The sequence below is a fragment of the Pseudomonas sp. 8O genome (assembly GCF_902506495.1).
GTDB classification, from domain to species: domain Bacteria; phylum Pseudomonadota; class Gammaproteobacteria; order Pseudomonadales; family Pseudomonadaceae; genus Aquipseudomonas; species Aquipseudomonas chaetocerotis.
In genome coordinates this window covers 1,708,637-1,722,561 of the sequence record NZ_LR733264.1, presented here as the reverse complement: position 1 = coordinate 1,722,561, position 13,925 = coordinate 1,708,637, and the positions used below count along the sequence as shown (strand labels likewise).

The 13,925-nt window shown below is 62.6% G+C and carries 14 protein-coding genes; all 14 read right to left on the bottom strand.

Annotated elements, in window-relative coordinates:
* Positions 1-35 precede the first annotated feature (35 nt).
* Positions 36-1,418, bottom strand: coding sequence for an oxygen-independent coproporphyrinogen III oxidase (hemN, locus tag GV002_RS10670; protein ID WP_160018279.1), 1,383 nt, complete (start codon positions 1,416-1,418; stop codon positions 36-38).
* Positions 1,419-1,618: 200 nt separating this feature from the next.
* Positions 1,619-2,302, bottom strand: a complete 684-nt coding sequence (locus GV002_RS10665) for a sulfite exporter TauE/SafE family protein (protein WP_160018277.1) — start codon at positions 2,300-2,302, stop codon at positions 1,619-1,621.
* Positions 2,295-2,501, bottom strand: a complete 207-nt coding sequence (gene ccoS / locus GV002_RS10660) for a cbb3-type cytochrome oxidase assembly protein CcoS (protein WP_160018275.1) — start codon at positions 2,499-2,501, stop codon at positions 2,295-2,297. The genes GV002_RS10665 and ccoS overlap by 8 nt, the downstream gene beginning before the upstream one ends.
* A gap of 74 nt (positions 2,502-2,575) precedes the next feature.
* Positions 2,576-4,984 carry a heavy metal translocating P-type ATPase gene (locus GV002_RS10655; RefSeq protein WP_160018273.1) on the bottom strand — a complete coding sequence of 803 codons (2,409 nt, stop codon included), beginning with the start codon at positions 4,982-4,984 and terminating at the stop codon, positions 2,576-2,578.
* Positions 4,985-4,992: 8 nt separating this feature from the next.
* Positions 4,993-5,511: a FixH family protein gene (locus GV002_RS10650; protein ID WP_160018271.1), complete on the bottom strand. Its 519-nt coding sequence runs from the start codon at positions 5,509-5,511 to the stop codon at positions 4,993-4,995.
* Positions 5,512-5,524: 13 nt separating this feature from the next.
* Positions 5,525-6,937: a cytochrome c oxidase accessory protein CcoG gene (gene ccoG / locus GV002_RS10645; RefSeq protein ID WP_160018269.1), complete on the bottom strand. Its 1,413-nt coding sequence runs from the start codon at positions 6,935-6,937 to the stop codon at positions 5,525-5,527.
* Between the two features lie 160 nt (positions 6,938-7,097).
* Positions 7,098-8,093 (bottom strand): cytochrome-c oxidase, cbb3-type subunit III, encoded by a 996-nt coding sequence (gene ccoP, locus GV002_RS10640; protein ID WP_160018267.1) that lies wholly within the window; start codon positions 8,091-8,093, stop codon positions 7,098-7,100.
* On the bottom strand, positions 8,090-8,278 hold the full coding sequence (locus GV002_RS10635) for a cbb3-type cytochrome c oxidase subunit 3 (RefSeq protein WP_160018265.1): 189 nt from the start codon (positions 8,276-8,278) through the stop codon (positions 8,090-8,092). Before GV002_RS10635 ends, ccoP (GV002_RS10640) begins: the two co-directional genes overlap by 4 nt.
* A 6-nt stretch (positions 8,279-8,284) precedes the next feature.
* Positions 8,285-8,893, bottom strand: a complete 609-nt coding sequence (gene ccoO, locus GV002_RS10630; RefSeq protein WP_160018263.1) for a cytochrome-c oxidase, cbb3-type subunit II — start codon at positions 8,891-8,893, stop codon at positions 8,285-8,287.
* Entirely contained in the window at positions 8,893-10,335 is a 1,443-nt protein-coding gene (ccoN, locus tag GV002_RS10625; RefSeq protein WP_160018261.1) for a cytochrome-c oxidase, cbb3-type subunit I, read from the bottom strand. Before ccoN (GV002_RS10625) ends, ccoO (GV002_RS10630) begins: the two co-directional genes overlap by 1 nt.
* Positions 10,336-10,681: 346 nt before the next feature.
* A complete protein-coding gene (ccoP, locus tag GV002_RS10620) occupies positions 10,682-11,608 on the bottom strand; it encodes a cytochrome-c oxidase, cbb3-type subunit III (protein WP_160018259.1) in 927 nt (308 codons plus the stop codon).
* The gene (locus GV002_RS10615; RefSeq protein ID WP_160018257.1) at positions 11,605-11,784 is read right to left on the bottom strand and encodes a cbb3-type cytochrome oxidase subunit 3; all 180 of its coding nucleotides are present in this window, start codon (positions 11,782-11,784) and stop codon (positions 11,605-11,607) included. The genes ccoP (GV002_RS10620) and GV002_RS10615 overlap by 4 nt, the downstream gene beginning before the upstream one ends.
* Before the next feature lie 5 nt (positions 11,785-11,789).
* Positions 11,790-12,398: a cytochrome-c oxidase, cbb3-type subunit II gene (ccoO, locus tag GV002_RS10610; protein ID WP_160018255.1), complete on the bottom strand. Its 609-nt coding sequence runs from the start codon at positions 12,396-12,398 to the stop codon at positions 11,790-11,792.
* Complete coding sequence (gene ccoN / locus GV002_RS10605; protein ID WP_160018253.1) at positions 12,398-13,837, bottom strand: cytochrome-c oxidase, cbb3-type subunit I; 1,440 nt, start codon at positions 13,835-13,837, stop codon at positions 12,398-12,400. The genes ccoO (GV002_RS10610) and ccoN (GV002_RS10605) overlap by 1 nt, the downstream gene beginning before the upstream one ends.
* Positions 13,838-13,925: the final 88 nt, after the last annotated feature.

The window sequence follows — 13,925 nt, the reverse complement described above, 5'->3', positions numbered from 1 at the left end:
TGACGGAGTCCGTCACTGGCGCCGGCTGCTCATGTTCAGATCACCCGGGAGAAACGCTGGCGTACCTGATCGTTGAGATAGCGGTCGAACAGCATGCACAGCGAGCGCACCAGCAGACGCCCGGCCGGGCGCACCTGAATCCCTTCAGTACCCAGCTCGATCAAACCGTCGCGGTCGAGTTGCTGAAGCTCAGGCCAAAGCGCCGCGAAGTAGTCGCGGAACACCACGGCATGGGCCTGTTCGATGTCAGCGAAACGCAGCTCGAAGTGGCAGATCAACTGCTGGATGACGGCGCGGCGCAGACGGTCGTCGGCATTGCAGTGCAAGCCACGGCGCGTCGCCAACTGGCCGTTGCCCAGGGTCTGCTGATAGTTGGCGATATCGCTGTCGTTCTGGCTGTACAGGTCGCCAATCTGGCTGATGGCGGAGACGCCCAGGCCAATCAGGTCGCAGTGGCCGTGGGTGGTATAGCCCTGGAAATTACGCTGCAGCGTGCCTTCTTCCTGGGCGATGGCCAATTCGTCATCAGGCAGGGCGAAGTGATCCATGCCGATGTAGCGATACCCGGCGCGGGTCAGTTGCTCGATGCTGCTCTGCAGCATGGCCAGCTTGCCGGTCGGGCTTGGCAGGTCGTCGGAGCTGATGCGGCGTTGCGGCATGAAGCGTTCCGGCAGGTGCGCGTAGTTGAACAGCGACAGGCGATCCGGTTGCAGGGCGATGACCTCGGCCACGGTGCGGGCGAAGCGCTCTGGCGTCTGCTTGGGCAGGCCGTAGATCAGGTCGATGTTCACCGAGCGGAACTGCAGGGTACGCGCTGCCTCGACGATGGCGCGGGTTTCTTCCAGGGTCTGCAGGCGGTTGACCGCGCGCTGCACCTCGGGGTCGAGATCCTGCACGCCGATGCTGACGCGATTGAAGCCCAGTTCACGCAGCAGGCCCATGGTCGACCAGTCGGCCTCGCGTGGGTCGATCTCGATGCTGTAATCGCCTGAGTCGTCATCCAGCAGGTTGAAGTGCTGGCGCAAGTGCTGCATCAGCCGCCGCAGCTCGTCGTGGCTGAGGAAGGTCGGCGTGCCGCCACCGAAATGCAGCTGTTCGATTGGCTGGTTGCGATCGATGTGGCGGCTGATGATCTCGATTTCCCGCTCGAGTTTTTCCAGATAGGGCAGGGCACGGCCGCGGTCCTTGGTGATGACCTTGTTGCAGGCGCAGTAGTAGCAGATGTGCGCGCAGAACGGCACGTGCACGTAGAGCGACAGCGGGCGCTGTGCCTTGCGGCTGTCGCGCAGCGCATGCAGCAGATCGAACGGGCCGATATCGTCGTGAAACTGTACGGCGGTCGGGTAAGAGGTGTAGCGCGGGCCGGCGAGATCGTAGCGGCGGATCAGGTCGGCATCCCACTGGATGGCGTCGAGCATGGGAAATAATCCTGGACAGGCTGTGCGGCCAGTCTAGGGATGCGCCTGGGCGGCGGCCTTGACCTGAATCAAAGGCGCGTTGAGCGCCGCAGGTGTTGTCGTTGCGTAGCCCGGATGCAATCCGGGTATGTTTAGCGTCTTGCTCCCGGATTACATCCGGGCTAGGTCTGCTCGTGCTTTTGCTTTTGCGTGCCGCTGCTCTAGTGCCCCATCAGCCAGTGCTGGTGGGGGCCGGGTAGGGTCCAGATGCCAAACAGAATGACCAGCAGGCCGCCAGCCATGCGCACGCCGCGCTTGCGCAGCAGGGTGGTGATGCGCTCGGCGGCCAGCCCGGTGGCCAGCAGTACCGGCCAGGTGCCCAGGCCGAACGCCAGCATCAGCAGGGCGCTGTTGACTGCATTGCCCTGGCTGGACGCCCACAGCAGGGTGCTGTAGACCAGCCCGCACGGTAGCCAGCCCCACAACCCACCCAGAACCAGGGCGCGCGGCAGGCTGCTGACCGGCATGAAGCGCCGTGTCAGCGGCTGGATATGCCGCCACAGGCCGCGGCCCAGTGCTTCGATGCGTGTTAGCCCGCTCCACCAGCCGGCCAGATAAAGACCCATGGCAATCAGCAGCAAGGCAGCCATTGTGCGCATTGCCACTTCGGCTTTGCTGCCGGCAATGGCCCAGCCGGCCAGGCCCAGGAGCAAGCCCGCCAGGCTGTAGCTGAGAATGCGCCCGAGGTTGTAAGCCAGCAGCAGTTGCAGACGCCGGCCGCGTTGCTCGGGCGGAATCGCCAGAGTCAGCGCGCCCATCAGGCCGCCGCACATGCCGAGGCAATGGCCGCCGCCGAGCAGGCCGAGAATCAGTGCAGACACCAGCAGTGGTGCCAGCTCAAGCATCAGGTTTGTCCTGCTTGTTGTGTTCTTCGGCCTGCTCGACGCCAGCCTTGTGCAGCGGATCTTCGTCGTCGAACAAAATGCTGTGCGCTGGGCCGTCGAGATCGTCGTACTGACCGCTGTCCACCGCCCAGAAGAACAGCCAGATGGCGAAGCCGACCAGGCCGATGGCAACGGGGATCAGGATATAGAGGGCGGACATGCGGTCTCCATGGTGGCATCTGAGTAGGAGTGAGCTCTGCCCGAGAACCGCTTCTTCGCGAGCAGAGCTCGCTCCTACGTGTTCGGGGTGCTGCTGAGGCGCAGGGCGTTGAGCACCACCAGCAGCGAGCTCAGGGACATGCCCACGGCTGCCCAGATCGGCGTGATCCAGCCCAGAGCGGCGAAGGGCAGTACCAGGCCATTGTACAGCGTCGCCCAGGCAAGGTTCTCGATGATGATGCGGCGCGTGCGCTTGGCCAGTTTCAGGCCATCGACCAGGCTGCTCAGACGGTTCGACAGCAACACGGCGTCGGCGCTGGTTTTCGCCAGGTCGGACGCCGAACCCATGGCCACGCTGATATCGGCAGCGGCCAATACCGGTACGTCGTTGACGCCATCGCCGAGCATCAGCACGCGACGCCCTTCGCTGTGTAGCTGCTTTAGCACCGCCAGCTTGGCATCCGGTGTCAGGCCTCCCTGAGCGTCGTCGATGCCCAGTTGGCGCGCGACTTCGCCCACCATCGGCGAGCTGTCGCCAGACAGCAGGTGAATGTTCCAGCCGCGCGCGCGCGCAGCGGCGATCAGATCGGGAGCATCTTCGCGCAGGCGGTCGTCGAGGACGAACCAGGCCAGCGGCCCCTGGTCATCGCCCAGCAGCAGCCACTGGCCATGCTCGCTGGCAATCGGCGGCACGGCCTTGCCGCTCAGGGCGCAGACGAAACTGGCCTCGCCAATGCGCAGCAGGCGGTCATCGACCAGGCCCTGCAGGCCCTGTCCCGGATGACTATCGACGGATTGCGCAGCGCGAGGTGCCTGGCTGAACGCGCGAGCGATGGGGTGTTCCGAGCGGTTCTCCAGCGCGGCAGCCAGGGCCAGGCAACTGCCTTCGTCAAGATTGCGCAGCGGGTGGATGGCCTTGAGCGTCAGGCGGCCTTCGGTCAGCGTACCGGTCTTGTCCAGCACCAGGGTGTCGATCTGGTTGAGCCCTTCGAGCACATGGCCACGCGTCAGCAGCATGCCCAGTTTGTGCAGGGTGCCGGTAGCGGTGGTCAGGGCGGTCGGTGTAGCCAGGGCCAGGGCGCAGGGGCAGGTGGCCACGAGCAGGGCGAGCACGACCCAGAAAGCACGGCCGGAGTCGATCTCCCACCAGGCGAAGCCGACCACGGCGGCAGCTACCAGGATAAACAGCAGGAACCATTGTGAAACGCGGTCGGCGATTTCTGCCAGGCGCGGTTTTTCGCTCTGCGCTCGGTCCAGCAGGCGCACGATGGCGGACAGGCGAGTGGCATCACCGAGTGCTTGTACTTCGACGGTCAGCGGACCTTCGACATTCAGTGTGCCGGCGGTGACGCTGTCGCCGATGCCGCGTGGCAGTGGCAGGTACTCGCCGGTAAGTAGCGATTCGTCGACACTGGATTGGCCAGCGAGGATGCGACCGTCGGCGGGAATCAGCGAGCCTGGCTGCACCAGCACCTGCTCACCTTCTCGTAATTCGCTGAGCAGGATGCGCTGGCTCTGGCCGTCTGCGTCCAGGCGCAGGCAGGAGGCCGGCAGCAGCTTGACCAGTTGCGCGGTAGCAGCTGCCGTGCGTTCTCGCGCACGGCGCTCCAGGTAGCGGCCGGCGAGCAGGAATAGCGCGAACATGCCGACTGCGTCGAAATACAGCTCGCCCTGGCCGGTGATGGTCGACCAGATGCCGGCGACGTATGCACCGCCGATGGCCAGCGAGACCGAAACGTCCATGGTCAGGTGGCGGGTACGCAGGTCGCGCAGGGCGCCGCGGAAGAACTGGCCGCAGCAATAGAAGACGATGGGCGTGGTGAGGAGCAGGCTGGTCCAGCGCAGGATCTTGTCCAGCTCTGGTGACAGGTCGATGTTGAATTCCGGCCAGGTGGCCATGGTCGCCATCATCACCTGCATCCACAGCAGTCCGGCCACGCCCAGCTCGCGCATGCGCCGGCGGTTTTCCGCGGCCATGCGCTCGGCGGCCTCGTCGGCGCGCCAGGGATGGGCGGCGTAACCGATGCGGCGCAGTTCGGCAAGCAGCTTGCTCAGGGCGATCTGGCTGTCCTGCCAGCGTACCTGCAGGCGGTGGTTGGACAGGTTCAGGTGCGCTTCGGCCACACCCGCTACGCCGCGCAGGTGCTTCTCGATCAGCCAGCCGCAGGCAGCGCAGCTGATGCCTTCGATCAGCAACTGGGTTTCGCTCAGTTCGCCCTCGTGCTGGACGAAGGGCTGCTGCACATCGCTGCGGTCATACAGCGCCAGTTCGTCCGGCAGGGCGGCGGGCAGTGCCTGTGGGTTGGCCGCGTTCTCGCTGCGATGGCTGTAGTAATGCTCCAGGCCACCGGCGACGATGGCTTCGGCCACGGCCTGACAGCCGGGGCAGCACATTTCACGGGTCTGGCCGAGCACGTTGGCACGGAACTGGCTGCCGGCGGGAACCGGCAGGCCACAGTGATAGCAGGGAATAGGGACGGGCATTGGCTGGGTCAGTAGGAGGGATTGTCACCGATCATGATGGTCTGGCCACCGGTGATGTTCTCTTCCTCGAACAGACGCCAGTTCTGGCTGCCTTCCTGGCCGAGCAGCTCGACGAAGCGACGACCGCTGACTTCATCGACCATTTGCCCACGGTACTGGCCGTCAGCCGCCGGTTGCAGGATCACGCGGCGGTCGCGTTCCGGCTGGGTCGGCGAGATCAGGTTGAGCACGATCTGCTGCGGTCTGCTGTTGCCCTCCAGCGCCAGGGTGGCGACACCGGTGGTGTTGTCCAGCACCAGCTCGCCATGCAATTGCAGGCGCTCGGCCAATTTTTCGCGCTCCAGCGACTGGTTGATGCCCTTGCCGACATCGTAGTAGTCGTCGGAGATCAGCCCTGGCGGGTTCTTGGTGGCGATGGTGAGCAGGGTCAGGCCCTGCACCACCGAGTAGCCCAGCAGGAACAGGATGAACCAGGGCCAGAACTGCTTGTACCAGGGTTTGACTGGCGATGGGGTTTGCTCGGTCATGCGTTTTCCGTTGTCAGCGGACGCTTGGGCCAATGAAGCGGCTGTCGGCGTCGTTCTTGATACTGGGGTCGTCCGCGGATTGTACGTGGAAGACGATATTGTTGGCGCTCGACGGCAGCTTCTCCGGTGCGATGGACAGCTCGACCGGGAAGGAATACACCTCGCCAGCCAGGGCCCGCACTTCGCGCTTGCCTTCGTAGACCAGGCCGTCGAGGCCGTCGGCGCTGATCACGTAGGTCATGTCGCGCTGCGCCTTGTTCATGATCTTCAGGGTATAGACGTTCTCGATATGGCCGCGCTCGTTCTCACGGAACAGCACACGATCCTTGAGTACATCCAGCTCCACCAGCGGGCGATTGGCCACGGCCCAGGCGAACAGGCCGATCATGGCGACCAGCGCGACAGCGTAGCCGATCAGGCGCGGGCGCAGCAGGTGGGTCTTGCGCCCGGACAGGTTGTGTTCAGTGGTGTAGCTGATCAGCCCCTTGGGATAGTTCATCTTGTCCATGATGTCGTCGCAGGCGTCGATGCAGGCGGCGCAGCCGATGCACTCGATCTGCAGGCCATCGCGAATATCGATGCCGGTGGGGCAGACCTGCACGCACATCTTGCAATCGATGCAGTCGCCGAGGCCCTGCGCCTTGTAATCGGCGTCCTTCTTGCGAGGGCCGCGTGATTCGCCACGGCGCGGGTCGTAGGAGACGATCAGGGTGTCCTGGTCGAACATCACACTCTGGAAGCGCGCATAGGGGCACATGTAGATGCACACCTGCTCGCGCAGGTAGCCGGCGTTGCCGTAGGTGGCGAGGGTGAAGAAGCCGATCCAGAAATAGGCCCAGCCGCTGGCTTCACCGGTGAAGATCTCGATGACCAGTTCGCGAATCGGCGTGAAGTAACCGACGAAGGTGATCGCGGTCAGTAGCGATACGACCACCCAGATGCCGTGCTTGGCCAGCTTGCGTCCAAGCTTCTTGCCGCTCATGGACTGTTTGTCCAGTTTCATGCGCTGGTTACGGTCGCCCTCGGTGACTTTTTCCGCCCACATGAATACCCAGGTGAACACGCTCTGCGGGCAGGTATAACCGCACCAGACGCGACCGGCGAAAACGGTGATGAAGAACAGGCCGAAGGCGCAGATGATCAGCAGCCAGGACAGCAGCATGAAATCCTGCGGCCAGTAGCTGGCGCCGAAAATATGGAATTTGCGTTCGGGGAGGTTCCACCAGACCGCTTGGCGGCCGTTCCAGCTCAGCCAGACGGTGCCGAAGAACAGCAGGAAGAGCAGGGCGCCGCCAGCGAGTCGCAGATTACGAAACAGGCCAGTGAACGCGCGGGTATAGATCTTCTCGCGGCTGGCGTAGAGATCGACGCTGGCATTCTTGGCAGAAGGAGGGGTGACGTCCTGGACGGGAATCTGTTCGCTCATCAATGCATACCAAAGCGGTTGGTTGGCAGCCCAGGCCGATACGTGCCGGTCAGGGTCAATTCACGGTAGCTATATGGTACGCCTGAAAGGCAACGCCCGGGTGCGACCAGCGGTCGCGACCCGGGCGTTCATTGACCCTTGTCAAAGGAGTCGTTTGTACTTACTGCTCTTGTGCCTTGTGCGACAGGCTGTACACGTAGGCAGCCAGCAGATGCACCTTGTCATTGCCGAGGAATTCTTCCTGAGCCGGCATGTTGCCGTGACGGCCGTAGCGGATGCTCTGCTGCAGTTGTGCGTAGCTGCTGCCATAGATGAACGCTGCCGGGTTGGTCAGGTTCGGCGCGCCCATGGCTGCTGTACCCTTGCCGTCTGCGCCATGGCAGGCGAAGCAGGTACCGGCGAAGACCTTCTGGCCTGCTTCGATATCGGCTTCCACGCCTTCTGGCAGCTCGCGGCCAGCGAGTTCGGTGAGGACGTAGGCGGCGACATTGCGTACGCCATCTTCGCCGATCATCGGGCCTTGAGCAGGCATCGCACCCTGACGACCCTTGAGCAGGGTGGTCTTGATGGTTTCCGGCTCGCCGCCCCAGCGCCATTCGTTGTCTGTCAGGTTGGGGAAGCCGTAGCTGCCCTTGGCGTCGGAACCGTGGCACACGGAGCAGTTGGAGGCGAACAGGCGGCCACCCATTTTCAGGGCTTGCGCGTCCTTGGCCACTTCCTCGATCGGCATTGCAGCGTACTTGGCGAACAGCGGGCCGTACTGCTCATCGGCACGCGCCATTTCCTTTTCCCACTGGTGTACACCGGTCCAGCCGGCGTGACGCATGGAGCCGTCAGCGATCTGCACACCAGAGGCAAAAGGCGTTTCTTTTTCGCTGTCGACGTAGTCGTAGCCGGGCAGCAGGCCCTTGAAGTTACCCAGGCCTGGGTACAGGGCCAGGTAGCCGAGGGCGAAGATGATGGTGGCGACGAACAGCATGAACCACCACTTCGGCAGCGGGTTGTCATACTCCTCGATGCCGTCGAAGCTGTGGCCGACGGTTTCTTCGGTGGTTTCCTGGCGCTGGCCCTTGCGGGTGCCGAAGATCAGCCAGGTCAGGGCGAAGATGGTGCCCAGAGACAGAATGGTTACGTACCAACTCCAGAACGTGGTCATTGGTTATTGCTCCTGGAAGAGTCTTGATCGCGCTTGGACTCGGGCTTGAGATCGTCGGCGAAGGGCAGGTTGGCTGCTTCGTCGAAGCTCGATTTGCGCTTGCTGCTGTAAGCCCAGAGCACCACGCCGATGAAGGCGATGAAGACCACCGCCGTGCCGATGCCGCGAATCATCCCGATGTCCATAGCGTCTTACCGTTTGTTCTTGATGGAAGTGCCGAGAACCTGCAGGTACGCGATCAGCGCGTCCATTTCGGTGTTGCCTTTCACGGCATCGCGAGCACCGGCGATATCTTCGTCGGTGTAAGGGATGCCGAAGCCACGCATGACTTCCATCTTCTTGGCGGTGTCGTGACCGTCGAGTTTGTTCTCCACCAGCCAGGGGTAGGCGGGCATCTTCGACTCAGGCACGACGTTGCGCGGGTTGTACAGGTGGGCGCGATGCCACTCGTCCGAGTAGCGGCCGCCGACGCGAGCCAGGTCCGGGCCGGTACGCTTGGAGCCCCACAGGAAGGGGTGATCCCAGACGCTTTCACCGGCGACGGAGTAGTGGCCGTAGCGTTCGGTCTCGGCGCGGAACGGACGGATCATCTGCGAGTGGCAGCCAACGCAGCCTTCACGGATGTAGATATCGCGACCTTCCAGTTGCATCGCGGTGTAGGGCTTGAGGCCTTCCACCGGCTCATTGGTGACGTCCTGGAAGAACAGCGGGACGATCTGGGTCAGGCCACCGATGCTGACGGCAATCACCATCAGCAGCGCCATCAGGCCGATATTCTTCTCGATGATTTCGTGTTTCATCAGTGAGCTACTCCGGCGGGAATCTGCGCAGCCGCTTCGTATTCAGCCGGCTTGGCGGCACGCACGGTGCGGAAGGTGTTGTAGGCCATCAGCAGCATGCCCGCGACGAAGAAGGCGCCGCCGATCATGCGTACGACATAGCCCGCATGGCTGGCTTCCAGCGCTTCGACGAAGGAGTAGGTGAGGGTGCCGTCTTCGTTGACTGCACGCCACATCAGGCCCTGAGTGATGCCATTGACCCACATCGAGGCGATGTACAGCACGGTGCCAATGGTGGCCAGCCAGAAGTGGGTGTTGATCAGGGTGATGCTGTGCATCTGCTCGCGGCCGAACACTTTCGGGATCAGGTGATACAGCGAGCCGATGGAGATCATCGCTACCCAGCCAAGGGCGCCGGCGTGCACGTGGCCGATGGTCCAGTCGGTGTAGTGGGACAGGGCGTTGACGGTCTTGATGGCCATCATCGGGCCTTCGAAGGTCGACATGCCATAGAACGCCAGGGACACCACCAGGAAGCGCAGGATCGGGTCGGTGCGCAGCTTATGCCAGGCGCCGGACAGACTCATCATGCCGTTGATCATGCCGCCCCAGCTCGGTGCCAGCAGGATCACCGACATGGCCATGCCCAAGGACTGTGCCCAGTCCGGCAGAGCGGTGTAGTGCAGGTGGTGCGGACCGGCCCAGATGTACAGGGTGATCAGCGCCCAGAAGTGCACGATGGACAGGCGATACGAGTAGATCGGACGCTCGGCCTGCTTGGGTACGAAGTAATACATCATGCCCAGGAAGCCGGTGGTCAGGAAGAAGCCCACGGCGTTGTGGCCGTACCACCACTGGATCATCGCGTCGGTCGCGCCGGCATAGGCCGAGTACGACTTGAACAGGCTCACCGGCATGGCAGCGCTGTTGACGATGTGCAGCATCGCGGTGACCAGGATGAACGCACCGAAGAACCAGTTGCCCACATAAATGTGCTTGGTCTTGCGCTTGACGATGGTGCCGAAGAACACCAGCAGGTAGGTGATCCAGACGATACCCAGGAGGACGTCGACCGGCCACTCGAGCTCGGCGTATTCCTTGGAGCTGGTATAGCCCATCGGCAGGGTGATCACCGCCAGGACGATGACCGCCTGCCAGCCCCAGAAGGTGAAGGCAGCCAGACCGTCGGAGATCAGGCGCGTCTGGCAGGTGCGCTGGACCACGTAATACGAGGTCGCAAACAGTGCGCATCCGCCAAAGGCGAAGATCACCGCGTTGGTGTGCAGCGGGCGCAAACGACCGAAGCTGGTCCAAGGCAGGTTTAGGTTGAGTTCCGGCCACACGAGTTGTGCGGCGATGAACACGCCTAGACCCATGCCAATGACCCCCCAGATCACCGTCATAATGGCGAACTGGCGGACCACCTTATAGTTATAAGCAGTCTGACTGATTGCTGTGCTCATGCTAGGGGTTCCACGGTTAATGGAGTTTTATGGGGCAAAAATCGGCGGCAAGTATGTAGAAAGCAAGTAGCCATTGCAACGTAAGGTGCCGACACGAATAGGGTTTCAGGGCCTTTCGCGAGCCGTTCGCAACGGTCTCGGAAACAGCTCTGGCAGCTTTTGGCGCAACCAGTTTGCGCAGCGCTAAGAAAGGATCGCCTTAGAGTTGTGGCAAATGGCGACTGAAAGGCAGCTTAGCCCAGATCAAGGAGATTGCAGGGCTATTGGTCGGCAGGTGCGACACTGGGTCGCACACATATAAGGAGGGGCCGGCGACCGTGATTCGGTCGCCGGTGAAGTGCAGGGGTTACTTGCTCTCGCCCTGGCTCAGCTTGAGCACATAGGCGGCCAGCAGGTGAGCCTTGTCATTGCCGAGGAAGTCACCCTGGGCCGGCATGTTGCCGCTGCGACCATAGCGGATGGTCTGTTGCAGTTGGGCGAAGCTGCTGCCGTAGATGAACGCGCTGGGCTTAGTCAGGTCCGGCGCCCCCATCACGGCCATGCCGGTGCCGGCCTGGGTGTGGCAGGCGGAGCAGAGGGTGGCGAAGATCTGTTTGCCGGCGGCGACGTCGGCCTGCGCATCTGCCGGCAACTCGCGACCGCCCAGCTCGGTGAGGACGTAGGCGGCGACATTGCGTACGCCATCTTCGCCGATCATCGGGCCTTGTGCCGGCATCACGCCCATGCGGCCGTGCAGGATCGTGGTTTTGATGGTCTCCGGCTCGCCGCCCCAGCGCCAGTTGCTGTCGGCCAGGTTGGGGAAGCCATAGCTGCCCTTTGCGTCAGAACCGTGGCACACCGAGCAGTTGGAGGCGAACAGGCGACCGCCCATTTTCAGCGCGCGCTCGTCCTTGGCCACTTCCTCGATGGGCATTGCTGCGTATTTGGCGAAGATCGGGCCGTACAGCTCATCGGCACGATCCATTTCGCGCTGCCACTGGTTGACCTGGGTCCAGCCATCCTCGTAGCCCGGCAGCAGGCCCTTGAAGTTGCCCAGGCCCGGGTAGAGCAGCAGATAGCCAACGGAAAACACCAGTGTGCCGAGGAACAGCATGAACCACCACTTGGGCAGTGGGTTGTCATACTCCTCGATGCCATCGAAGGAGTGCCCCATGGTCTGCTCGGTCGGGTTCTTGTGCACTTCGCTCTTGCGGGTGGCGAAGATCAGCCAGAACAGCGCGACCAGCGAGCCCACGGTCAGCAGGGTGATGTACCAGCTCCAGAAGGTGGTCATGCTTGGGTCCTCGAAACGGCGGGCTTGGGCTCATCAGCGAAGGGCAGGTTGGCCGCTTCGGTGAAGGCGTCGCGGCGTTTGCCGCTGTAGGCCCAGAGGGTGACGGCGGTGAAGGCGATCAGTACCAGCGCGGTTCCAATGCCGCGCAGGGTGCCGATATCGATTAGCTCGAACATGGCGCTTACCTCTTGTTCTTCACGGCGGTGCCAAGCACCTGCAGGTAGGCGACCAGAGCATCCATCTCGCTCTTGCCCTTGACCGCGTCGCTGGCAGCGGCGATGTCTTCTTCGCTGTAGGGCACGCCCAGAGTGCGCATAACGCTCATCTTCTTGGCGGTGTCCTTGCCATCGAGGCTCTGCTCCACCAGCCAGGGGTAGGCGGGCATGATCGACTCCGGCACGACGTTGCGCGGGTTGTACAGGTGCGCACGATGCCACTCGTCCGAGTAGCGGGCGCCAACACGGGCCAGGTCCGGGCCGGTACGCTTGGAACCCCACAGGAAGGGGTGATCCCAGACGCTCTCGCCTGCGACGGAATAGTGGCCGTAACGCTCGGTTTCGGCGCGGAACGGACGGATCATCTGCGAGTGGCAGCCGACGCAGCCTTCGCGGATGTAGATGTCGCGGCCTTCCAGTTGCAGCGCGGTGTAGGGCTTGAGGCCATCGACCGGCTCGTTGGTGACGTCCTGGAAGAACAGCGGGACGATCTGCGTCAGGCCACCGATGCTGACCGCAAGGATCATCACCAGCGCCATCAGGCCGATGTTCTTCTCGAGAATCTCGTGTTTCATCAGTGGGCTCCTTCTACCGAGAACTGCGCAGCGGCTTCCATCTCGATTGACTTGGCGCTACGTACGGTCAGCCAGACGTTCCAGGCCATCAGCAGCATGCCGGCGAAGAAGATCGCGCCGCCGATCACCCTCACCACGAAGCCGACATGGCTGGCTTCCAGCGCTTCGACGAAGGAGTAGGTGAGGGTGCCGTCTTCGTTGACTGCGCGCCACATCAGGCCCTGAGTGATGCCGTTGACCCACATTGAGGCGATGTACAGAACGGTGCCGATGGTGGCCAGCCAGAAGTGGCTGTTGATCAGAGCCAGGCTGTGCATCTGCTCGCGACCGAACACCTTGGGAATCAGGTGGTAGAGCGAGCCGATCGATACCATGGCGACCCAGCCGAGGGCGCCAGCGTGCACGTGGCCGATGGTCCAGTCGGTGTAGTGGGACAGGGCGTTGACGGTCTTGATGGCCATCATAGGGCCTTCGAAGGTCGACATGCCGTAGAACGCCAGGGAAACGACCAGGAAACGCAGGATCGGGTCGGTACGCAGTTTGTGCCAGGCACCGGAGAGGGTCATCATGCCGTTGATCATGCCGCCCCAACTGGGCGCCAGGAGGATCAGCGACATCACCATGCCAAGACTCTGCGCCCAGTCAGGCAGCGCGGTGTAGTGCAGGTGGTGCGGGCCGGCCCAGATGTATACGGCAATCAGTGCCCAGAAGTGGACGATGGACAGGCGGTAGGAGTAGACCGGTCGTCCGGCTTGTTTGGGCACGAAGTAATACATCATCCCCAGGAAGCCGGCGGTGAGGAAGAAGCCCACGGCGTTGTGGCCGTACCACCACTGGACCATGGCGTCGGTGGCACCCGCATACAGCGAATAGGACTTGGTCAGGGTGACCGGAATCTCCAGGTTGTTGACGATGTGCAGGATGGCCACGGTAAGAATGAATCCACCGAAGAACCAGTTGCCTACGTAGATGTGACTGACCTTGCGCTGCATCACCGTGCCGAAGAACACGATGGCGTAAGCGACCCAGACGATGGTGATCAGAATGTCGATCGGCCACTCCAGTTCGGCATATTCCTTGGAACTGGTCCAGCCCAGGGGGAGGCTGATGGCAGCGAGCAGGATCACCAGTTGCCAGCCCCAGAAGGTGAAGGCAGCCAGTTTGGGTGCGAACAGCGTGGTCTGACAGGTGCGCTGTACCGAGTAAAAGCTGGTGGCGAACAGTGCGCATCCGCCGAAGGCGAAGATCACCGCATTGGTGTGTAGCGGGCGCAGACGGCCGAAGCTGGTCCACGGTAGGTTCAAGTTCAGTTCGGGCCAGGCCAGCTGGGCAGCGATGAATACGCCGAGTCCCATGCCGACGATGCCCCAAACCACCGTCATAATGGCGAACTGGCGAACCACCCTGTAGTTGTAGGCGGAACGGGTTGTTGTGTTCATGTCTGGGCTTCCATCCACGGTTATGGCAGAGCGTCCGATACCCGTGGCACCCCTAGGCATGAGCAGGCCACGAACACCACGGATATCG